A 21,427-nucleotide genomic window follows, 5' to 3' on the forward strand; every position below is an offset into this window, starting at 1 on the left:
AAGCCCGGCAAGAGATTTTCGAGTACATCGAGCTATTCTACAACCGCAAACGAATCCATAGCTCGCTGGGATACCTGTCGCCGGCTCAGTTTCGTGCACAATTTTCTGTAAGAGAGATAAGCTAAAATTCGTTAAAGTACTGTCCACTTTCTTGACAGAGGTCCATCGGTGCCGTTATTGGCCAGGGAGCGGCGCGGTGGCGTGCATTAGCGGCATTTGGTGCCGCTAACGGCCAGGGGAGCGTAGTTGTGACGTGCATTAGCGGCATTTGGTGCCGCTAATGGCCAGGGGAGCGGAGTTGTGATGTGCGTTAGCGGCATTTCGTGCCGCTAACGGCCAGGGGAGCGGAGTTGTGACGTGCGTTAGCGGCATTTCGTGCCGCTAACGGCCAGGGGAGCGGAGTTGTGACGTGCGTTAGCGGCATTTCGTGCCGTTATTGGCCAGGGAGCGGCGCGGTGGCGTGCATTAGCGGCATTTGGTGCCGCTAACGGCCAGGGGAGCGTAGTTGTGACGTGCTTTAGCGGCATTCGGTGCCGTTATTGGCCAGGGAGCGGCGCGGTGGCGTGCATTAGCGGCATTTGGTGCCGCTAACGGCCAGGGAGCTCTAGCTCCCCGCTCCCCTGTAACGCTTCACGCCGCGGTTCCAGACTGCGAGGCCGATGGCGGCGGCGATGAGGCCGACGACGGGCGTCATCCACGCCATGAAGACGTCGCGGTGCGCCTCGAGGAAGAACATCGCCGGGTATACGCCGACGAAGGCGAACGGCAGCACCCAGGTGAGCAGGAAGCGGATGCCCCGGTTGTAAATTTGGACCGGATAGCGGCCGTAGCTCTGAATGTTGTACATGAGCGGGATGATGCCCGTCGGCGCGTCGGAATAAAAAGAGATCGCCGACAGCGTCACGTAGATTCCCGTGTAGATGAGCACCGAACCCAGCACCATGACGATGAGCACGAAAGGGTCGTACCAGTCGAACGCGAGCCCGAGTTTCCCCCACGCCGTGCCCATGATCGCGAGCCCTACGAGCGAGGATACGAGCGACGGCGGATCTACGTTTTCCAGCATGACCTGGGCCAGGGAGTGGGCGGGCCGCGTCAGCACGCGGTCCATCTCTCCTTTGATAATGTAGCGGTCGCCGAAGTTCCACAGATTCGTGAAGGCGCTGAACACGCCTTGCGCGATCATGAAGTAGCCATAGACGAATATGACCTCGGATTCGCTCCAGTCCCCGAGCGTCGGGGTGTGCTGGAACACGATAAAAATAAATACCAGGTTTGTCAGCGAAAACAGCAGATCGCTCACGACCTCTACCCAGAAGTCGGCGCGGTAGGTCAGCTTCACCTTGACATAATTGGCGATGTATTCCTTGAACAGGCCGAACGTATAGCCCAATCTAGACAGTCTCACTTTACTTTAGCCCCCTTGCACGAAAAGACGACGACGCGCCGACCGCCACATGAGCAAGATCGGGACGACGAGGACTGCGAACCAGCCGATCTGAATGAGCAGCGCGTGCCAAGTTTCCGCGTCGCTTGTCCTGCCCGTGAACACCGAGCTCGGCAAATACGTAATCGCCTGAAACGGCAGCCAATCCATGACCGCCCGTCCCCAAGCCGGGAAAAAGGCGATCGGCACGACGACGCCGGACAGCAGGTCGACGAGCACGCGTTTCATGCGCATGAGTCCCTCGTTGTTCTCGACAAAGAAGGCGAACAGGCCGGTCAAAATGTTAAGCTGCGTATTGATCAGGAAGCTGAACCAGATCATGATGAAAAACACGATCCAGCGCATCGGGTCCGAAGGAAGCGTCACATGGAAAAGCAGCGTCGCCAGAATCATGCCCGGCACCATGAACAGCAGCAGGCGAAAAACGCCCTCGCCGAAGCCCTGCATCATTTTCACCATTAAATAATTGATCGGCCGCGTCATCTGCACGGCCACGCTGCCGTCGCGTATCTCGTTCGAGATCTCGCGGTCCAGATTGTTGAAGTAAAACGCGCGCGCCATCCAGGATACGGCGACATACGTCGTCATCTGCTCGACGGTAAAGCCCGCCAGCGTCTCCGCGTCGCCATAGATCGCCTTCCAGAGGAAGTAGTAGGCGCCGATGTTAATGGCATAAACGATGATACCGCTATAATAATTAACGCGGTAAGCGAGCATCGTCAAAAAGCGGATGCGGATAAATTCGAAGTATGCGGCATTCACGGCTTGGTCGCCTCCGCCCGTGCGGTGGGCCGCGAACTGTCGGTGCCTGCGCTGCCGTTCTTTGCTCCGTTCACTGTGCCGTTCTCTGTGCCTTTCTCTGCGCCACTTTCAGCGCCGCTCCCTGCTCCTCCGCCGCCCTCTCCATCGTCCCGGCCGCCGGCCGCCAACGCCTCCGCAGGCGTCTGCGCGCTGCCCGTCCGATAGATCTCGCGCACGATCTCCTCGGTGTTCGTCTCGATGATCTTGATGTCGCTGATCTCCATCGTGCCGACGACGCGTGACAACACATCCGACACGTTGATCTCGAGCGGAATCCACACGGTCGCGGTATACGCGTCGCCAAGGCTCCATCTAACGTCCATGCCCTCAGTCAACGCGACCAGCCGATCGGCCCGTACGGCATCGCCGAACGTGAAGACGACTTCGCGGCCCTTGCCCCAACGCGTCTTGAGCTCCTCCAGCCCGCCGTCATAGATGATCCTGCCGTCGTCCAGCATGATGACGCGCGAGCAGAGCGCTTCGATATCCTGCAGGTCGTGGGTCGTGAGCAGAATTGTCGTGCCGCGCTCGCGATTGATTCGTTTCAGAAACTCGCGGATCTCCGTCTTGACCACGATGTCCAGACCGATCGTCGGCTCGTCCAGGAACAATATCGACGGATTGTGCAGCAGCGCCGCCGCCAGCTCGCAGCGCATCCGCTGCCCGAGGCTCAGCTTGCGCACCGGACGGTTCAGCAGCTCGCCGAGCGACAGCGTCTCGACGAGCTCGTCGAGAAGGCGCTTGAAGTCGTTTTCGCCGACGCCGTACACCTTGCGCAGCAGCCGAAACGACTCGATGACGCCGATGTCCCACCAAAGCTGGCTCCGCTGCCCGAATACGACGCCGATGCCCTGGACGAATTTTTCTCTTTCCTTGTGCGGCACGAAGCCGTTGACCTTGATATGCCCGGACGTCGGGACGAGAATGCCGGTCAGCATCTTGATCGTCGTCGACTTGCCGGCGCCGTTCTCTCCGATATAGCCGCAAATCTCGCCCTGCGGGATCTGGAAGCTGATGTCCTTGACCGCGGTCACTTCCGTATATTCGCGCTTAAATAGGTCGCGAAGCGCACCGCCGATGCCTTCGCGGTTTTTCTGAACGTTGAACTGCTTGCGCAGATCGCGTACGTCGATGGCTAACATTCCAAATTCCTCCGTGATTCGACTTAACTTGATTCGAGTCGTGCGGGAACTATATAATTCAATAAGATATCTTACAGGAGATTGATCTTAACGTAAAACGAAGGGAACATGAGGATGCGCAGTCAGCCGCGAAAAAAAAGAAGATGGCCTCTCTACACGGGTCTCTCCATATTAGTGGTCGTCATTGCCTTTGCTACCTGGTACTTCTACAATACTTACCACGCGCTCGAGCAGCTCGACAAACCGAAGGAAGACTCGATTTTCAGCAACGTGCCTGACAAGCCCGAGGAGCAGCCGCCCGAGTGGACCGGCTCCGAACGCGTCAACGTCCTGCTTATGGGCGGAGACAATCGAGGACTCACCCAGGGAGAAACGCCCCGATCGGACTCGATGCTCATCGCCTCGTTCGATCCGACGACGAAAAAAGTTCATCTTTTCTCGATCCTGCGCGATACGTACGTGAAGATTCCGGGACATGGCTCGGATCGGCTCAACGCGGCGCTCTCGATCGGCGGTCCCAACCTGTCGATGAAGACGATCTCCGAGTTGACCGGGCTTGATATCCAGTACTACGTGTACGCGGATTTCCAAGGCTTCATCAAGCTGGTGGACGCGATCGGCGGCGTGGACTTCTACGTGGAGAAGGACATGGACTACGAGTCGGCCGCGGACAAGCATTTGTTCGACATTCATCTAAAAAAGGGCCAGCAGCATCTCGACGGCGACCATGCGCTGCAGTATGTCCGGTTCCGCCACGACAAGCTCAGCGACTATACGCGCACCGAGCGTCAGCGCGCCTTCCTGGGCGCGGTCGCCGACAAGCTGCAGTCGGGCTGGAATCTGATCAAGCTGCCGACCATTTTGAACCAGGTCGTGCCTTATATCGAGACCAACATGTCGGTCAACGACATGTGGAAGCTCGCCAGCCTCGGCTATAAATCGCACCAGGCCGGCTCCGCGCAGCTGCCGCCGATGGATAATCTGGTCGAGCAGAATATCGGGGGCTCGACGATCGGCATCCGCGACGAGGATAAGCTGCGCGAGTACATCCAGGAAGTGCTCGCCTCGGATTCTTCCGTCGCATCGCCATCGCCGTCGGGCTCCGCGAGCGCTACGCCATAACCGTCCTACCGGGACCGCCGATTCGGCGGTCCCTTGACGTTCGTCCGCAGCCGTCCCTTTATCCCAATATCCCGTTCTCCCCATATTTTATCCCATTATCCCATTCGCTCAGGAGGTCACCGCTATGTCCGATTTTAATCAAGCTTCGAACCCAAGAACCGAATCCGCGCGCCTCTACGAGGAAGCGCAGCGCCATATCGTCGGCGGCGTCAACAGCCCCTCCCGCTCCTTCAAGGCCGTGGGCGGCGGAGCGCCGGTGTTCATGCAACGCGCTGAAGGCGCCTATTTCTGGGACGTCGACGGCAACCGCTACCTCGATTACCTGGCCGCGTTCGGACCGATCATCGCCGGCCATGCGCACCCGCACATCACTGCGGCGATCGTGCGCGCCGCGCAGAACGGCACGCTGTACGGCACGCCGACCGAGGGCGAAGTCACGCTCGCCCGCATGCTGAAGGAAGCGATCCCGTCGCTGGACAAAGTCCGCTTCGTCAACTCGGGCACCGAAGCCGTCATGACGACGATCCGCGTCGCGCGCGCGGCCACCGGGCGCAACAAGATCGTCAAGTTCGCCGGCTGCTACCACGGCCACTCCGACCTCGTGCTCGTCGCCGCTGGTTCGGGTCCCTCGACGCTCGGCATCCCCGACAGCGCGGGCATCCCGGTCAGCATCGCGAGCGAAGTGATCACGGTGCCGTTTAACGACACCGAAGGGCTGCGGCTCGCGCTCGAAGCTTGGGGCGACGATGTCGCGGCCGTCATGGTCGAGCCGATCGTCGGCAACTTCGGCATGGTCATGCCGAAGCCGGGCTTCCTCGAGGACGTGTGCCGCATGGCCCGTGCGGCAGGCGCGCTCGTCATTTACGACGAAGTCATCACGGCGTTTCGGTTCCACTACGGCACGACGCAAACGTACGCTGCGGCGTTCCCGGACTTTGCGGCAATCGAGCCGGACCTGACAGCGCTCGGCAAGATCATCGGCGGCGGACTGCCGATCGGCGCCTACGGCGGCCGCGCCGAGATTATGGCGCAGGTTGCGCCGCTTGGCCCCGCCTACCAGGCGGGCACGATGGCGGGCAACCCCGCCTCCATCGCGGCGGGCATCGCCTGCCTCGAGGTGCTGCGCGAGCCGGGCGTCTATGCCCGCATGGAGGCGCTCGGCACGCGTCTGGCCGACGGCCTGCGCGAATCCGCGGCGCGCAATGGCGTGCCGCTGACGGTCAACCGCATCGCAGGCGCGATCTCGACCCACTTCTGCGACCACCCCGTCACGAACTACGACGAGGCGCAGGATACCGACGGCGAACGCTTCGCGGCATTCTTCCGCGAGATGCTGTCGCGCGGCATTTACCTGGCGCCGTCCAAGTACGAGGCGTGGTTCCTGACGACCGCGCATACGGACGCGGACATCGACAGGACGCTCGAAGCGGCGGACAAGAGCTTCAAGGCGATACGGTAGCCGGCGGCGGCAAGAGGAATACGAAGCCGAGCTGCTGGTGCTATTCTCGCGCTCGGGTTGTGCCGGCGCGAAAAGCCTTGCACAGCACAGCACAGCACAGCACAGCACAGCACAGCACAGCACAGCACAGCACAGCACAGCACAGCACAGCACGGCACCGCATAGCATCGCATCGCGCCGTAACGCACCACGCCGTAACGCCGCCGTGCGCCAACCTAACAAAACGCAAAGCGCACAGAAAAAGACGACCAACGGGTCGTCTTTTTCTGTGCCTGCTTACTCCGACTTGGCACGATCGTCGTACCGTCCGTCCGCTTCCTTCGCCAGCTTGCGGTAAGCCGCCGTCTCTTCCGCTACGGGATCCCGCTCCGTCTGGATCCGGATCTCCCAGCGGGGGGAGAGGCGCGCGAGCGCTTCCTCGTTCGGATCGCCGGCCGCCGGCTCTCCTTCGGTCAGCTGCCTCACGAGCTCGGCCTCCGCGCCGGACATAAAGGCCGCTTCGTCATCCACGTATTCCTCGGCCGCCCGCGCGGCCAGTCCCTCCGGACGCTCCGGCAGCGGCTGCGATTGGTCGAATCTTCCGTCCATTCGGTCGTCGCGCATCGTAGTCGCTCTCCTTTCGTAGGTAGCATGATCCATATGCCTTACTCTCATGTACCCCAAGCGGGATCAAATGCTTAAGTGTCGAATCGATACCGCGGACAAAGACGCCTAAGCTTCCGCAAGCGCCTTCAACAATTCGTCATGAATGGCGCCGTTGCTGGCTGCGATATCCCGCACGCCGAGCGAATAAGGCTGGCCGTTCTGCTCGGAAACGACGCCGCCGGACTCCGCGATCATCAGCGCGCCCGCCGCCAGATCCCAGGCGTTCAGGCCGACTTCCCAGAAACCGCTGAGCCGGCCCGCGGCTACGTATGCCATGTGAAGCGCGGCGGAGCCGGAGCTGCGGATGTTGCGTACTTGCGGCGCGAGCGCCAGCGTCTGCTTGAGATTGCGCGGCAGCGCGGAGATATGGTCCGCCGGGAAGCCGGTGGCCAGCAGGCTTTGCGCGAGCGCGGGCTCGGCCGACACCTGCATGCGCTTGCCGTGAACATAGGCGCCCTTGCCTTTTTCGGCGACGAACAGCTCGTCTCGCGACGGGTCGTAAATGACGCCGACGATCACTTCTCCGCGATAAGCGAGCGCGATCGATACCGAGTAGAACGGAAATCCGTGAACGTAATTCGTCGTGCCGTCCACCGGATCTACGATCCACAGGTATTCGCTGCCGCCCATCTTGGCGATCGATTGCGCGGAAGCCTCAGGCCCCGGCTCTACCCCTTCTTCGCCCAGAAAAGAGTGCGTCGGGTAATGCGTCGCCAGCAAATTGCGGATCAGGCGCTCGGAGCCCTTGTCCACTTCGGTGACGAGATCGTGCTTCGAAAATTTAAGATCGGGCGCCGCGAATTGCCCGATCCTGCTCTTGATCCACTCGCCCGCTTTGGACGCGCAGTTGATCGCGACGGCGGTAAAGCTCTTGCCCCCGATCGTATTCGGATTGTCGTTCATATCCTCATCCCTCATTACGCATTATGAATTCGTATGGCTTAGACCGCTTGTCTACCGTTGATCTCTCTAGTTATACGCGACGGCGCTGCAGAGCGTTCCGGCGCTTGGCCCCGCCCCTTGCAGGAAGGGCCGAACGCTACATCTCGCTCGCGCCCTTGAAGATGAGATAACCGGCCATAACCAGCAAGGTCACCCGCAACAGCCACATCAACTGCGGCCCCGACAGCCTCGAAGCGATGATCGCGCCGGCGCGGCCGCCGATCAGCGCACCCGGCGCAAGCGCCAGAAATAGCGGCCAATCGATGTTCCCGTTCCACAGATGCACGGTGCTGCCCAATATCGAGGACAGGAAAATGACGAACATCGAGCTTGCCGTGGCAACATGCGGCGGAAACCTGAACAAGATGACCATGATCGGCACGAACAGCGAACCGCCGCCGATCCCGAACAAGCCCGAGCAGAGCCCGACGGCGAAGCCGATCGTCAGCGCCAGCGGCAGGTTGTAGCCGTATTCGTGAACGGCACCGGAGCCGTCGGTGAACACGCGCTTGATCGGCCAGTCGATGCGCAGCGGCTTCATCCGCTCGCGGGCCAGCATCAAGCCGAACATCGCGAGCATGAACAAGCCGAACGCCAGCTGGAACGGCCCCTGCGGGATGTAGTCCGTCACCAGCGCCCCGATCATGGCGGCAGGTCCGCTCGTCGCGAAGAAGAGCCATCCGCTGCGAAAATCGACTTTGCCCTGCTTGCGGTACGTCCATGTAGACGTCAAAGCCGTGAAAATAAGCACGGCGAGCGAGGTGCCGACAGCCGTTTGCGACGCCACTTCTTCGCCGAGCAGGCTCGGCCCCAGCAGCACGAGCGAGGGCACGATGATAATGCCGCCTCCGAGTCCGACGATGCTGCCGAACAAAGCCGCGACGACGCCAATCAGTACAAGTATAGCCGTAGACAACTGAGATTCTCCCTACTGAGTCGTGTTGGTTGGATTCACTTTATTATACCTGTATCCTGCACGGGAAGCGAAGCGTCCATTGCCGGATGAGGAATTGGCCTGCAGCATGCCGGAAATGGATTCATGCCATTAAGTTTGCAGAGTTAGTTTGCAGAGTTAGTTTGCCAAGCTGCGGACTGCAGCGTCCGCGGACACAGCGGCCGCTATTTGCGCGGTTATGGGGAAAATCGACGCGTTGCCGGACTGAGGGGACGATATTTAGTGTAAATGAGGCGATTCAGCGACGACGCATGCGAAATAGCGGAACCTGAGTCCGCTGCATCGCACATATACGCTTAACGGCCCGAAATAAGATCGCTACGGTCCGCAGCTTCATGAGCGGCGCACTGACTCGAACACAGCGGCCGCTATATGCGCGTCTATAGGGAAATCGACGTTGTTCCGGACTGAGGGGACGCTATTTAGCCTAAACGGGGCGATTCTGCGGCGAGCTTATGTTCACGCGAATCCTCCGCTCATCCGATCTCCACGCTAGCCCCGTCCACGATCCGGATATCGCCGGCCCCGGCTTCGGCGGCTGCGCGAAATTCGTCCATCAGCTTGAACAGCGCCTCGTCCTTCCGCTTGGCTTCGATCATCACGTCGACGGCGAGCGTCGATCCGGCGATCGCGCGGAGAAACGAGAGCAGCGGCTCCAAGGAGACGTGGTCGGCATGTCCGCGGGGATCGGTCGCGCTCTTGGGCGTGGAAACGTGAATTTTGGGCGGAAGCGGCACGCGCGGAAAGGCTCCATCCGAATTAACGCCCGCCTCATGCTGAAGGCCGTTCCAGCCATAGTCGCGCCAAGTCTGCTGGATGCGGTCCCAGAGGACCTGCGGCTCGATGCCATCCGGATTGTTGACCGCATGATGGTGAATGTCGAGCACCATCGGCACGCCCGCTTCCTCGCTGATCGCAAGCGTCTCCGCCGCCGTAAACGTCTTATCGTCGTTCTCGAGCGTCATCCGGCGGACGATGCGAGGCTCGAGCGCGCCGAATTGCGCGAGAAAACGCCGGCCCGCCGTCTCCTTGTCGCCGTAGGTGCCGCCGACGTGGATGTTGCAGGTCGCCCGTTCGTCCAGCCCCATCAGCTCGAGCATCCGGACATGATGGTTGAGGTCCTTGATCGAATTGCGCAGCACTTCCGGACGCGGGGTGCTGAAGACGGTGAAATGATCGGGGTGAAACGAAACGCGGATGCCCGTCTCGCGGACATAAGCGCCGACCGCGGCAAAATCGTCCGCAAGGATCGCATACGGGTCCCAGTCCGCGAGCGCGTCGTGCGTCGCGAGCGGAATGAGCTTGGATGTCAGCCGGTACAGGTGAATGTCCGAATATTTGCAGTGGCTGAGCAGCCGCTGCGTATGCTGCAGGTTCTCCTGCGCAATGCGCGCAAGCCGGAGCAGCCCGCCTTCGCGGTCCGGCAGCTTGCTGAAGTTGGTGTAGGTCATCGTGCGCGACGGGGATGCGTTTTCCAGCAGCACGGACATGGCGACAAAGCCGAACCTGACGAGCACGGGACCGCCTCCTTTTTAATGAAGTGTACCCCTTGCGGACACAGCCCACCCATGCAATCGCAAAAAGAGCCGTTTATATGCAGAAAAAAACGCCGCCTCGCCAAGCATCGCTGCTCGAACGGAGTGGCGCGAACCGGGGAGGAATACCGCGGCTTATATCGTGAGACCTCATCTGAATGGATGGCGGGCCGTCTTGCTTGCATAGACCTTGCGGCCCCGCACATAGGTCGACTGCAGCACGAGCGCGCCGTCCAGCACAAGGAAATCGGCGTCCATGCCCGCCTCCAGCCTTCCCTTCCGCCCCGATACGCCGATCTGCCGGGCCGGCATCTCCGTCAGCGAAGGCAGTACCTCCTCCAGCGGGCGTCCGGTGAACCGCAGGACGTTTCTCAAAGCCTGAAGCATGGTGAGGCTGCTGCCCGCGAGACTCGAGCCGTCCTTCAGCCACACCTGCCCGTCCTTCATCGTCGCGTTGCCGTATTCCCCGTCGGGCAGTCCGGCGCAGTAGACGGCGTCCGTAATGACGCACACGCCGTGAGCCCCCTTGACGTCATACATTAGCTTGACCGCGTCCGGATGGACGTGGATGCCGTCCGCGATCAGCTCCGCCGTCAGCTCCGGACAGATTAGCCCGGCGCCGGCCACGCCCGGTTCCCGATGATGGAACGGGCTCATGCCGTTGAAGTGATGCGTCGTCTGCGTCGCCCCCCGCCGGATCGCCTCGCGCATCTGCGCCAGCGTCGCGTCGGAATGTCCGACAGACACGGTAATGCCCGCCAGGCGCAGACGTTCCGCCGCCTCCATGCCGCCGTCGATCTCCGGCGCGACCGTGACGATCCGGATAAGCCCGCCGCCTGCGTCGAGGTAGCGGTCCAGCTCGTCCGGATTCGCCGGACGAATGTTCGCCTTGTCCTGCGCCCCGCAGCGGACCGGGTTCAGGAACGGGCCCTCCAGATGGACGCCGAGCAGCTCCGCGCCTTCGAGCCCCCGTCCGGCAGCCCGCACGGCATTTCGCAGCGCGTCCAAGATCTCCGCCTCGGCGGCCGACTCCGTCGTCGCGAGAAAAGAAGTCGTGCCGTGCGCCGCATGATACAAGCTCATCCCGTTCAGGCCCTCGTACGTGGCGTCCATCGCCTGCCAGCCGCCGCCGCCGTGGACATGCTGGTCGACTAACCCGGGGATTACGATGCCTCCGCCCAAATCGAGGATCTGCGCCTCCGCATCCTCCAGTCCGGCAGCCGCTCCCCCCGTTGGCCCCGATCCCGCAGCGCCCGATTCCGGGCCGCCGACGGCTTCGATCCGTCCGTCGGCGCCGATCAACATGCGCCCGCCGTCGATCCTCCGGCCGCCCGCGTAGATCGTTCCGTTCGTTACCAGCAGGCGGCGACCCGCGCTATTCTTCATGGAGGCCCCCCCTCTCCTCTGACCATTTTTCGATGGCGAAGCGTACGGCGCCGACAAGGCCGGCTTTGTCCCGCAGCTTGCCGGGCACCACTTGCGGTCTCCACTCCGCTTCTGGGATGTGCACGGCCAGCTCGTCGCGGATCGGCTGCAGCAAATAGTCGCCCGCGGCGGCCACGCCTCCCCCGACGACGATCATCCGCGGATCGACGGCAAAGGCGAGCGCGGCCAGCTTGCGGCCGAGCGCGCAACCTGCGAAGCGGAAAATATCAGCAGCCGCAGCATCCCCCGCCTCGCACGCCCGAAATACATCAAGCGCGGTAAGCGGGCGGTCAATCCCCTCCAGCGCCGCAAGCTTCCCTTCGCGCACAGCCTCGGTCGCCAGCCGCGCGATGCCCGGCGCCGAAGCGATCGTCTCGAGGCAGCCCCGCTTGCCGCAGTTGCAAGGCGCTTCCTGGCCGTCCACGCGGTCATGCCCGATCTCGCCGGCGAGCAGACGGCTCCCGCGCACCAAGACGCCGTTCATCATGATGCCCGCCGACAGTCCGGTCCCCACCGTGACGCAGACCAGGTCGGCGCAGCCCATGCCCGCTCCCGCCTCGGCCTCTCCCAGAGTATAGAGCCTGACGTCGTTGTCGATAAAGACCGGCGTCCCCAGACGGCGGCCCATCGCTTCCGCGAACCGCACGTTTTTCCAGCCCATGTTGGAAGCATCCAGCGCCATGCCGGTCGCGGTATCCACCCAGCCGGGCACGCCGAACCCTGCGGCGGCGATATCGCGGTACCCGTGCGCCAGCGCGAGCGCCCCGATCTCCAGGCCCAGCCGGTCGATAAATTCGGCCGGATCGGACGTCGGACGACCGGGATCCGCGCGCATCGTCGCCAGCCGCCGCTCTCCGAGCAGCAAGCCGCGCTCGTCGAAGAGCCCGATCACCGTGTTCGTCCCTCCGATATCCGCGCCGATAAAAGCCTTGCCCGTCATTCCCCGATCCGCCATGCGCGGCCTCCTCCCGTCAAGCCTGATGTAGCTTCATCGTAGAACGAATCGGGCTTCGGGCAAACGGGCCGATCTTAATTTATACTGCGAGACTCTTATCTTTAAATTCGCGAGCCCTGGCTCCGGTGCCCCGCCATCCGGCGAAGCCGCGGAGCGATTAAAATCCACCCAGTAAAAAACGCGATTGCCTCATCGCCGCGCCGCCGCGCCTGGGGTAGACTGGACTGGATCATGGGGGATTCCCTACAAGGAGCTGTGAAGAGATGGAGAAAATCGTCATCGAAGTCGGACCCTCGCCCTCGCACTCGCCCGCATCCGCGACCGCGGCGTTCGCGGCCGGCGGGGCGACCCGGGCCATACAATCGGCGATCGACTATGCGGCCAATCTGGGAGGCGGCACGGTCAAGCTTGGAGAAGGCGTCTACGCGCTGGACGGCACGCTGCATCTGCGTTCGCGCGTGCGGCTCGAAGGCGTTCCTGGCCGCACCGTCCTGCAGCAGGGCGGAGAGCAAATATCCGCGCTCGCATCCGACGCCGACCTGCACGAACGCCAGGTCGCAGTCGAACATCCCGGCCGCTTCGCGATCGGACAGACCGTGACGATCCGCAAAGCCGCGTCCAGCATGGGCTTCGGGGATACGGTCGCCGTCGTCGTCGGCAAAGAAGGGCAAGCGCTGCACCTCGACCGCGAGCTCCATGCGACCGTGCTGCTCGAACAAGGCGGCATCGTGACGACGCAGGCGCCGGTCGTCGCGGCCTACGATTGCGAGCGGATCGAGCTGTACGGCCTGACCGTCCGGGGCGGCGAGAACAACGCCACGCTGGCCGAGGGCTGCCGAAGCGCGGGCATCTACCTGTACGGGGTCGCCGGCGCGCGAATCGAACGCTGCGCCGTGCATGCGTACAAGGGAGACGGTATCAGCTATCAGCACTGCGCGGACATCTACGTCGATGAATGCGAGTCCGTCGGCAACGGCGGCAAAGGCATCCATCCCGGGAGCGGCACGTCCCGCACGCGAATCGTGAACAGCCGCTTCGATCGCAACGCCATGGACGGCATCTTCCTCTGCTGGCGCGTGCAGGACAGCATCGTGGAGGGCTGCACGGCGGTCGGCAACGGCATGAACGGCTTGTCCATCGGCCACAAGGACGTCCGCAACGTAATCCGGTTCAACCGCCTGTCGGACAACCGGTATTACGGCATTTTTTTCCGCAACGAAAAAGAACCGATGTCGCCCAGCTACAACCGGGTCGAAGGAAACGCGCTGGAGGATAACGGCTCGGACGATATGGGCTACGTCGGCATCCGCATACGGGGGTACACGCACGACGTCGAGCTCGTATCGAATCGGATCTCCTTTTCCAAAGCGCCGCCGGAGCGGACGATCGGCATCTGCCTGGAGCCGCATACGTCGGGGATCACGCTCGGGGACAACAAGTTCGCCGGCTGCGCGCTGCGGACGCACGATCATTGGCTGCCCGACGGCAGGCACGAATAAAAGAAAGCCGTTCCGGCGTTGCTGCCGGAACGGCTTCTCTTTATTTCAACCCGTTATTTCCCGACCGACTTCAGGTATTCCTGATAGATGGCCGTCACTTCCTGGTTCTGCTTGTCGAGCCCCTTGCCCTTAAGCGTTTTTTCAAGCCCCTGCCAGATGCCGTCCAGCTTGGATTCGTCCTTCTCGAGGATGAACTTCGGCAGCGTCTTGCCCCACTCCGCGATCGCTTCCGTGTTGAAGGTTTTGATGTCGTCCGTCCACTTGGCGACCGAGCCGGCGAACTGGTAGTCTTTCTCCTCGCCTTTCACCAGCAGATCCGCGGACGTCTTGGCCCCGTATTTGCCGAGCGTCTCGATCGCGACCGCATTCATGTTTTTGGAGATCCAGCTCTCCGAGAAACTGTACATCGCGAAGTCGCCGTCCGACAGCGTGAAGCCCGAGGCATAGTTGGTGGACAGCGGACGGGCGTAGCCCATTCCGAGATCCTCCCAGAACGTATTCGGCCTGTTCTTGTACTCGTCGATCAGCCAATCCGTAACCGTCCGCTTGCCGTTTTCGACCGTGTAGTATTTGCCTTCGATGCCCCAGCCGACGAGGATTTGATTTTCCAGCTTGAACATATCGTCGTAGAACTGGATTATGCGCTCCGGATTTTTGGCGTTCTTGGTGATCGACAGCCACATGTCGCCGCCGCGGCTCGCATAGGTGGACGGCTTGACGGCGAGCTTGGTCTTGCCCGGCGCGACGATATCGAAGTTGATGTAAGTCCGGTCCGCCATGTTGTTCTGCTCGAGACTGCCGTTGCAGTTGCCGCCGCCGCCGAAAATGACGAGGACGCGGCCCTGGCTGCACTTGGTGGTGAACTGCTCCTGCGTCTGAATGAGCGACTCGGGGTCGAACAGGCCTTCCTTGTTGATCTGGTTCAGGAACTTGAAAAAGTCCGTGTAGCCCGGCTCGAAAAAGCGCAGTCTGGCGTTGTTCTGATCGTCGACGAAATATTGGGCCGTCGTCGGCAGACCGGCATAGGAACGGGCCGACGTATCGAAAACATTGTACAGCTGGTTGGCCGCGCCGTAGTTGGAGAAGCCGATCGTCTTGCCGCCGCCGATGTCGGGATACTTCTTCATATAGTCGACGGTGACCTTCTTGACGTCGTCGAGCGTCTTGATCTCCGGATAGCCGGCTTCCTTCAGCACCGCCGATTGAATGGCGATCCAGCCCGCCTGGGTCAGATTATTGACTTTTTGGGTAGGCGGCTGCAGCAAGCCGTATACTTTGCCGTCCGGCTGCTGGAGAGAGGACAGATCGTTGTTGTACGCCTTCATGATGTTGGGCGCATGCGTCTTGATCAGGTCGGTCAGGTCCAGGACGGCCTTCGCGCCGATGTAGGACTGTAGCGTGTTGTCGTGGATGTTAATGACCTCCGGATAATCCCCGGCGGCCAGCCAGACGTTCATCTTCTCCCGGAAGTCGCCCGTAATGACGTCCCACTTGATCGTGGCGCCGGTCCGCTTGGTAACTTCCTGCGCAACTTCGTTGTTCCAATTGATGTTCGGATTGTCCGTGTTCATCGTGAAGGTGAACGGCTCGCGGGCCGCTTCGCCTCCCGACGCGGACGGGGATGCCGATGCGGACGCCGACGCGCTCGGCGCCGCGGACTGACTGGGCGAAGCTTCCTGCGAAGCCCCCTTGTTGCCGTTCCCGTTGCCATTCGAGCAAGCCGTCGCGACAATACCGAACAATAGCAGTACGGACACCAAACCGTGCTTCTTCATTTTCCACATACGCTGGCGACCTCCCAATTTCGTATCGTGCTATTTATTTCAGGCGCCCGCCGACTAGCGAGCCGGGTACAGCGGCGGCCGCCGTGAAATCAATCCTTCATCGAACCCAGCGTCAAGCCTTTGACGAAGTACTTTTGCAGAAACGGATAAACGAGCAGGATCGGGACGGTGACGAGAATGGTCAGCGTGGACTTGATGGTGAGAGGAGAGATGACGCGGGCGTTGCCTTCCTCCCCGCCTTCCGCGGCGGTGTTCTCGACGACTTGAATCATTTTCTGAAGCTCGTATTGGAGGACGGCCAGCTTCTCGTTGCGGCTGTTGTACAAGTAGTTGTCGAACCACGAATTCCATTCCCCTACCGCGACGTACAGCGCGATCGTGGCTAGGACGGGCAGGCTGACCGGGAGGATGATCTGCGTATATATCCGGAAGTCGTTGGCGCCGTCGATATAAGCGGACTCGACGAGCCCGTCCGGCAGCTGCTCGAAAAAGGTGCGCATGACGAAGATGTAAAAAGCGCTGACCAGGCCCGGCACGATGTAAACCGCGAACGTGTTGAGCAGATGCAGGTTTTTGATCAGCAGGTAGGTCGGGATCAATCCGCCGCTCACGTACATCGTGACGATAAGCATGAGGATGAAAAAGCGGCGCAGCATGAAGTGCTTGCGGCTGAGGACATAAGCGAGCATGCCGCAGGCGAACACGGAAAGGACGGTCTGGATCACGGTGCGGAGCACCGAGTTGACCGATGCCCGCAAGAGGGTGTCCTTCTGGAACACGTACGCGTAATTTTCGAGCGTGAACTTGCGCGGCCAAAAGTACAGTCCGCCCTTCAGCGCATCCGCGGTCTCGTTCAGCGAGATGATCAGCAAGTAGATAAACGGGTAGACAGTGGTAAAAGCGGCCACGGCCAGCAGCGCATACAACGCGGCGTCGAACGTTCGCTCTCCCGCACTGCGGTGAAGAGGCATGGCGATTCGCTCCTATCGTTAGAAGAGGTTGGCTTGATACCGCTTGGCGATTGCGTTCACGGACAGAACCAGCGTGATGCCGACGACGGAGTTGAAGATGCCGACCGCCGTGCCGAACGAGAAGTCCCCTGCGTTAAGCCCCAGCCTGAGCGCCAGAATCGAGATGACCTGGGAATATTCCGCGTTGATCACGTTGCCGAGCAGGAACTGCGATTCGAATCCGCCTGTCATGAGGCCGCCGATCGACAGGATGGTGAGCAGGATGACGGTGGGCATGATGGACGGTATGACAATGTACTTGACTCGCTGCCACCGGTTGGCGCCGTCGACCATCGCCGCGTCGTACAGACTGGGGTTGATGCCGGCGATCGCGGCCAGATAGATGATCGCGCCCCAGCCGAAGCCCTTCCAGGTGATGATGATCGTATGAATGACCCAGAACCATGTCGGCTTGCCGAAGAAGAAGACGCTCTCGTCGATCCAGCCCAGCTTGATCAGCAGGTCGTTGATCAGGCCGCCGTCCGGCGACAGGAGCATGACGAAAATGTTGGCGACGACGACCATGGAGACGAAGTGGGGCAGATAGGTCATCGTCTGGACGATGCGGACGAAGTTTTTGCTTCTTAGCTCGCTGAGCACGACCGCAAGCGCGATGGAGCTTAGCGTCCCGAGGATCAGCTGCATGAGGTTCATCGCGAAGTTGTTTCGAAGCGCTTGCAAAAATTCGTCGTGGGTAAGCAACGTTCTGAAGTGCTTGAATCCGACCCAGTCCGCCTTCCACAAGCTTTGTCCGATGTGGTAATCCTTGAACGCCATCAGCCATCCCCATAGCGGCACGAACTGGAAAAGCACCAGATGGAGCATGATCGGCACGGACATCCACAATAGCGCCTGCTGCTTCCGAATTCGCATCCATAGCGGAGACCTTCGGACCGCAGCTGCCTGGCGCGCGCTCTGGACGGGTTCTGCGTTTGCGGCTGCCTTTGTTTCCATTCCGGTTCACCTCCGTCTTGCTTGAGCTTTATTATAGCTTCCGCCCGTGCGGGCATAGTATCTCTTAAAGTTGTTCTTTACTGGGAGATTTTTAAACTGTTCGGCATCGTCGCAGAAAAAAGCCGCCCGCCGGTTCAGGAGCTTAACCGGACGAACGGCCGTGCCGCGACTTCATCAGATCGCTTCCCGCTGCCCCGGCTCCGCGTCCAGGACCGGATGAGAGATTCCGATAAACGTCCCGCCCTCTTCCCTGTTCTCGATCCGCAGCCCGTACCGTTCGCCGAAATAGAGCGCCAGCCGTTCATGGACGTTGCGCAAACCGACTCCTTTGCGCCTGTGGGGGATCTCCGTCTCGGCGGTCAACAGCCCGTCGCGCAGCGCCTCGGGAATCCCCGGTCCGTTGTCCACGATCTCGAACTGCAGCCGGTACGGCTCGCGGCTGCCCCGGATCAGGATCTTGACGGCCTCACCGTCGCCGGCGTGCCGGGTGCCGTGCTTGATCGCGTTCTCCACGAGCGGCTGGAGCATCAGCCGCATGCAGGGCAGCGGCAGGATCTCCTCGTCGATCATATAGACGACCCGGATCGACGTATCCTGACGCGCGGACTGGATGGCGACATAGGCCTTGACGTGTTCGATCTCGCGTTCGACCGTCGTCAGCTCACGGCCGTCGTTCAGGCTGAGCCGCAGCAGGTTGCCGAGCGACCGGACCATCTCGCTGATATCGGACGCTTGCCTGCTCTCCGCCTTCCAGCGTATCGCCTCGAGGGTGTTGTACAGAAAATGCGGGTTGATCTGATGCGTAAGCACCTGGAACTCCAGTTCTTTTTTGTCCTTCGCCTCTTTCTCCGCGCTCCGGACCAGTTCGTCGATTTTGCGCACCATATTGTCGAAGCCCATATACAGCCAGCCGATCTCGTCCGATCGCCTTAGCTGCGGCCAGTTGTGCACCGTCTCCCCGCGCTCCACCTTGCGCATGGCCTTGACAAGCTTCTGGATCGGATTGGTGAACCTAAGCGTGAAGAAGGCGACCGTAAAGACGGAGATCGCGAGATAGAACAGCAGGAAGAAAAGGCTGATCTGCTCGATGCCCGATACCGGTCTCGTCAGCACCGATACGGGAATAAGGCTGAGCACCTTCCAATCGTTATGGGTCAGCGAGGCATATGTCGCCATATACTGCACGCCCTCGATAGAGAGCGGACTTGCCGCCTCCGCGGACCGGGTCAGGAAGGCGTCCAGCCCGGGCGAGTCGAATCGGGTGCCGATCCGCTCCGCATCCTGGTGATAAACGATCGTATTGTTCTCGTTCAGCAGCATGACCTGCTGCCGATCCACCATTTTGACCGGCGCCAGGTATTCGCTCAGCGTGCTCGCCTTGATGTCGGCGGCGACGAAGCCCAGCGGCTCGGATTGGTTCAAGCCGTACAATTGTTTGATTTTGGACAGTATCGGCTCCTTGTACAGGGCCGGATTGTCTTGCGGCAGAAAAAGCTGCCAATAAGGGGATTTCATTTCCTTGGCCAGACGGAACCAGGCCTGGTTCTCCACGTCGGCGTCCTGGTAGATCGTATGCGTAAAGGTCGGGTAGCGGGAAGGCTCGATCGGGAAAATCCGGATCGTATACGCATGCGTGTTGCTGTTCAGCATACCGGTGTACTGAACGAGCCTGGAGGCGATCTCGAGCTCTTCGAGTTCGCCGGAGGGCCGTATGCTCAGCAGCTGCTGCATCTCCTTGGAATACATGATCTCGTTCTGGGCGCTGTCAACCAGGTCCAGATAGTTGTCCAGCACCTTCGCGTTCTTGTCCATCATCTCCATGGACACGATCGAGCTCACGTCCTGAATGGCCTTAACGGATTTGGAATAGGCGAAATAGCCGATGAACAGGAACGGAAGCACGACGATCAGAAAAAACAGAACGATCACTTGACGGCGGATCGAGAAGCGCCCCAGTTGCGCTCGGACCGGCCTACTCATGCCGGCAGCTCCGGCTGTTGCGGTACTCCTGCGGCGTGCAGCCGTACGCCCGCTTGAACAGCTTGGCGAAGTGGACCGGATCCTGGTAACCGACCATGTAGCTGATCTGATAAACCTTGTACCTGAGATCGCCCAGCCGATCCGCCGCGTTTTTCAGACGCACGTCGGTCAGGTACTCCAGGAAGTTCATGTCGGTTTCTTTTTTGAACAGCTTGCTAAGCCATACCGGCGTCACATGCACATGCTCGGCGACCATTTGCAGCGTCAGGTTTTCCTGGTAGCGCGCATGAATGATGCGCTGGGCCTCGTCTACGATCTGGCTGCGCGATCCGGACTGCGCCTTGATGCTCTCCGCCGCCTTCAGCAGCTGCTCCGTCGCCTGCTCCCTGAGCGACTCCAGCGTGTCGAAGCGTTCGAGATGTTCCCAGAGCGCGATCGGATGCTTTTCCCAGGACGTTTCCTTCCAGCCCGCCGTTTTTTGCGCGGTCCGGAATACGTCGAGCAGCCATTCGAACGTGCGCTGCTGGAGGTCGTTCGGATGCTTGACCTCCCAGGCCTTGGCCAGCTTCGGAAATCCGGACATCGCCTCCCGAATCTCTCTGTCCGTGCCGAACTTCATGATTTCTACCAGTTCCCTTGCGTCAGCCAACTGGTACTCCGGCCGGGCGCCGGGATCGCTCCCGGCGGCTTCCTCCGCCGCTTCGCCGCCCCGGAGCCTCCGGCTGACAAGCGACTCCTGCGCGCTGCGGTACAAGTCGGACAATTGCCGGAGGCCGCCTTCTCCGACGGCCTCGCCCATGTCCAGCCGTATCTCCGGCATGTGCCCGATCCGCTCGCGGGCCTCCTCGAGCAGGTCAACGCGCGACCCGCTCATATCCGCGTCCGCTTGCCCTAGAATCGCGATCCAGTCGTCCTGTTCGGACCTGAACAGCGCGTGGCGGCAGGGATGCCCTGCGGCGATCGTCTGCGAGAGAGCATCCTCGAGCTCCGAGAACAGCGTCTCCTTGTCGAACGCGGAATCCTTGGTTGTGAGCGCCTTCAAATTGTCTATTCCAAATACAGCGACCCGGAGCTGCCCCTCGATCAGCCACGCAAGGTCCAGCTGCCCCAGCTTGTGCTCGATCCGGGCCGCGGGATCCTCGCGGTAAGGCCGCCCGATCAATCGGCGCAGAAGCTCTTCCCTGATCTTGGGGACGGCAGACTCGTACCCCTGCCGGATGAGGCTGCGGCTCAGCTCGCTTTCGTTTTTCTCGCGCTGTCGCTGGAGCGCCACCGTAACCGCCTTGAACAAGTCGTCCTTGTCGAGGGGCTTGAGCAGGTAGTCCGATACGCCGAGCTTGAATGCTTCCTTGGCATAATGAAAATCGTCGAAGCCGCTGACCACGATCGTGCTGCCGCCGTACCTCTCCCGAGCGAGCGCCTCGATCAGCTTCAAGCCGGTCATGCGGGGCATTCGAATATCCGTGACGATCAGGTCCGGCCGATGCGCGATCGCCAGCCCCAGCGCCGTATCGCCGTCGTCGGCGTCCAGCACCTCGTCGACGCCCCACGCCGACCAGGGGATCTGTTTGACAAGACCGTTGCGAATTTCCCTTTCGTCGTCGACGATCAAGATCCGGACCATCGCTTCGCCTCCTCGATTTTCGCTGATAAAATGGCGTGTCGATAACGGTATGCGGCTGTGATCTTCATTTTGAGCAGGGGCTCCCCGCGCCGCTATGGGTCAATTTAGGCGAATGCAGGCCATTATTAGCTCTATGCCGAGCCGAGAC

General features: G+C 61.0%; 18 protein-coding genes. 4 read left to right on the forward strand and 14 right to left on the reverse strand.

Features of this window, described 5'->3' with window-relative positions; all coding sequences use genetic code 11:
- A partial coding sequence (locus tag ACFOTD_RS26715; protein WP_378123082.1) for an IS3 family transposase occupies positions 1-125 on the forward strand: 125 nt, incomplete at its 5' end.
- A 479-nt stretch (positions 126-604) separates the two neighbouring features.
- On the opposite strand, the gene ACFOTD_RS26720 is transcribed toward ACFOTD_RS26715, so the two are convergent.
- Genes ACFOTD_RS26720 through ACFOTD_RS26730 form a run of 3 tightly spaced genes read right to left on the reverse strand, consistent with a single transcriptional unit; the run spans position 605 to position 3,390 of the window.
- A complete protein-coding gene (locus ACFOTD_RS26720; RefSeq protein ID WP_378123002.1) occupies positions 605-1,408 on the reverse strand; it encodes an ABC transporter permease in 804 nt (267 codons plus the stop codon).
- 6 nt (positions 1,409-1,414) lie between these two features.
- A complete protein-coding gene (locus ACFOTD_RS26725; RefSeq protein ID WP_378123003.1) occupies positions 1,415-2,209 on the reverse strand; it encodes an ABC transporter permease in 795 nt (264 codons plus the stop codon).
- Positions 2,206-3,390, reverse strand: coding sequence for an ABC transporter ATP-binding protein (locus tag ACFOTD_RS26730; RefSeq protein WP_378123004.1), 1,185 nt, complete (start codon positions 3,388-3,390; stop codon positions 2,206-2,208). The genes ACFOTD_RS26725 and ACFOTD_RS26730 overlap by 4 nt, the downstream gene beginning before the upstream one ends.
- Positions 3,391-3,504: 114 nt before the next feature.
- Between ACFOTD_RS26730 and ACFOTD_RS26735 the strand changes: the two genes are divergently transcribed.
- Positions 3,505-4,512 (forward strand): LCP family protein, encoded by a 1,008-nt coding sequence (locus ACFOTD_RS26735; protein ID WP_378123005.1) that lies wholly within the window; start codon positions 3,505-3,507, stop codon positions 4,510-4,512.
- Positions 4,513-4,636: 124 nt separating this feature from the next.
- Positions 4,637-5,971, forward strand: a complete 1,335-nt coding sequence (locus tag ACFOTD_RS26740; protein ID WP_378123006.1) for a glutamate-1-semialdehyde 2,1-aminomutase — start codon at positions 4,637-4,639, stop codon at positions 5,969-5,971.
- Positions 5,972-6,247: 276 nt separating this feature from the next.
- Here the strand turns inward: ACFOTD_RS26740 and ACFOTD_RS26745 are convergent, their stop codons facing one another.
- From ACFOTD_RS26745 to ACFOTD_RS26770, 6 genes are all read right to left on the reverse strand, one after another.
- Entirely contained in the window at positions 6,248-6,574 is a 327-nt protein-coding gene (locus ACFOTD_RS26745) for a hypothetical protein (RefSeq protein WP_378123007.1), read from the reverse strand.
- A 108-nt stretch (positions 6,575-6,682) separates the two neighbouring features.
- Positions 6,683-7,519 (reverse strand): inositol monophosphatase family protein, encoded by an 837-nt coding sequence (locus ACFOTD_RS26750; RefSeq protein WP_378123008.1) that lies wholly within the window; start codon positions 7,517-7,519, stop codon positions 6,683-6,685.
- 136 nt (positions 7,520-7,655) lie between these two features.
- Positions 7,656-8,474, reverse strand: coding sequence for a sulfite exporter TauE/SafE family protein (locus tag ACFOTD_RS26755; RefSeq protein ID WP_378123009.1), 819 nt, complete (start codon positions 8,472-8,474; stop codon positions 7,656-7,658).
- 515 nt (positions 8,475-8,989) lie between these two features.
- Positions 8,990-10,030 (reverse strand): UV DNA damage repair endonuclease UvsE, encoded by a 1,041-nt coding sequence (uvsE, locus tag ACFOTD_RS26760; protein ID WP_378123010.1) that lies wholly within the window; start codon positions 10,028-10,030, stop codon positions 8,990-8,992.
- 168 nt (positions 10,031-10,198) lie between these two features.
- Entirely contained in the window at positions 10,199-11,434 is a 1,236-nt protein-coding gene (gene nagA / locus ACFOTD_RS26765; RefSeq protein WP_378123011.1) for an N-acetylglucosamine-6-phosphate deacetylase, read from the reverse strand.
- Complete coding sequence (locus tag ACFOTD_RS26770) at positions 11,424-12,428, reverse strand: ROK family protein (protein ID WP_378123012.1); 1,005 nt, start codon at positions 12,426-12,428, stop codon at positions 11,424-11,426. The genes nagA and ACFOTD_RS26770 overlap by 11 nt, the downstream gene beginning before the upstream one ends.
- 263 nt (positions 12,429-12,691) lie before the next feature.
- On the opposite strand from ACFOTD_RS26770, the gene ACFOTD_RS26775 reads away from it, so the two are divergent.
- Positions 12,692-13,927, forward strand: a complete 1,236-nt coding sequence (locus ACFOTD_RS26775; RefSeq protein WP_378123013.1) for a right-handed parallel beta-helix repeat-containing protein — start codon at positions 12,692-12,694, stop codon at positions 13,925-13,927.
- A gap of 53 nt (positions 13,928-13,980) precedes the next feature.
- Here the strand turns inward: ACFOTD_RS26775 and ACFOTD_RS26780 are convergent, their stop codons facing one another.
- The 5 genes from ACFOTD_RS26780 to ACFOTD_RS26800 all read right to left on the reverse strand — a co-directional run bounded on the left by ACFOTD_RS26780 (position 13,981) and on the right by ACFOTD_RS26800 (position 21,279).
- On the reverse strand, positions 13,981-15,711 hold the full coding sequence (locus ACFOTD_RS26780; RefSeq protein ID WP_378123014.1) for a type 2 periplasmic-binding domain-containing protein: 1,731 nt from the start codon (positions 15,709-15,711) through the stop codon (positions 13,981-13,983).
- Positions 15,712-15,800: 89 nt separating this feature from the next.
- Positions 15,801-16,682 carry a carbohydrate ABC transporter permease gene (locus tag ACFOTD_RS26785; RefSeq protein WP_378123015.1) on the reverse strand — a complete coding sequence of 294 codons (882 nt, stop codon included), beginning with the start codon at positions 16,680-16,682 and terminating at the stop codon, positions 15,801-15,803.
- An 18-nt stretch (positions 16,683-16,700) separates the two neighbouring features.
- Entirely contained in the window at positions 16,701-17,675 is a 975-nt protein-coding gene (locus ACFOTD_RS26790; RefSeq protein ID WP_378123016.1) for an ABC transporter permease, read from the reverse strand.
- 174 nt (positions 17,676-17,849) lie between these two features.
- Complete coding sequence (locus tag ACFOTD_RS26795) at positions 17,850-19,655, reverse strand: cache domain-containing sensor histidine kinase (protein WP_378123017.1); 1,806 nt, start codon at positions 19,653-19,655, stop codon at positions 17,850-17,852.
- Positions 19,648-21,279: a response regulator gene (locus tag ACFOTD_RS26800; RefSeq protein ID WP_378123018.1), complete on the reverse strand. Its 1,632-nt coding sequence runs from the start codon at positions 21,277-21,279 to the stop codon at positions 19,648-19,650. The genes ACFOTD_RS26795 and ACFOTD_RS26800 overlap by 8 nt, the downstream gene beginning before the upstream one ends.
- Positions 21,280-21,427 lie beyond the last annotated feature (148 nt).

The sequence above is a fragment of the Cohnella sp. GCM10012308 genome, assembly GCF_042649185.1.
Classification (GTDB): domain Bacteria; phylum Bacillota; class Bacilli; order Paenibacillales; family Paenibacillaceae; genus Cohnella.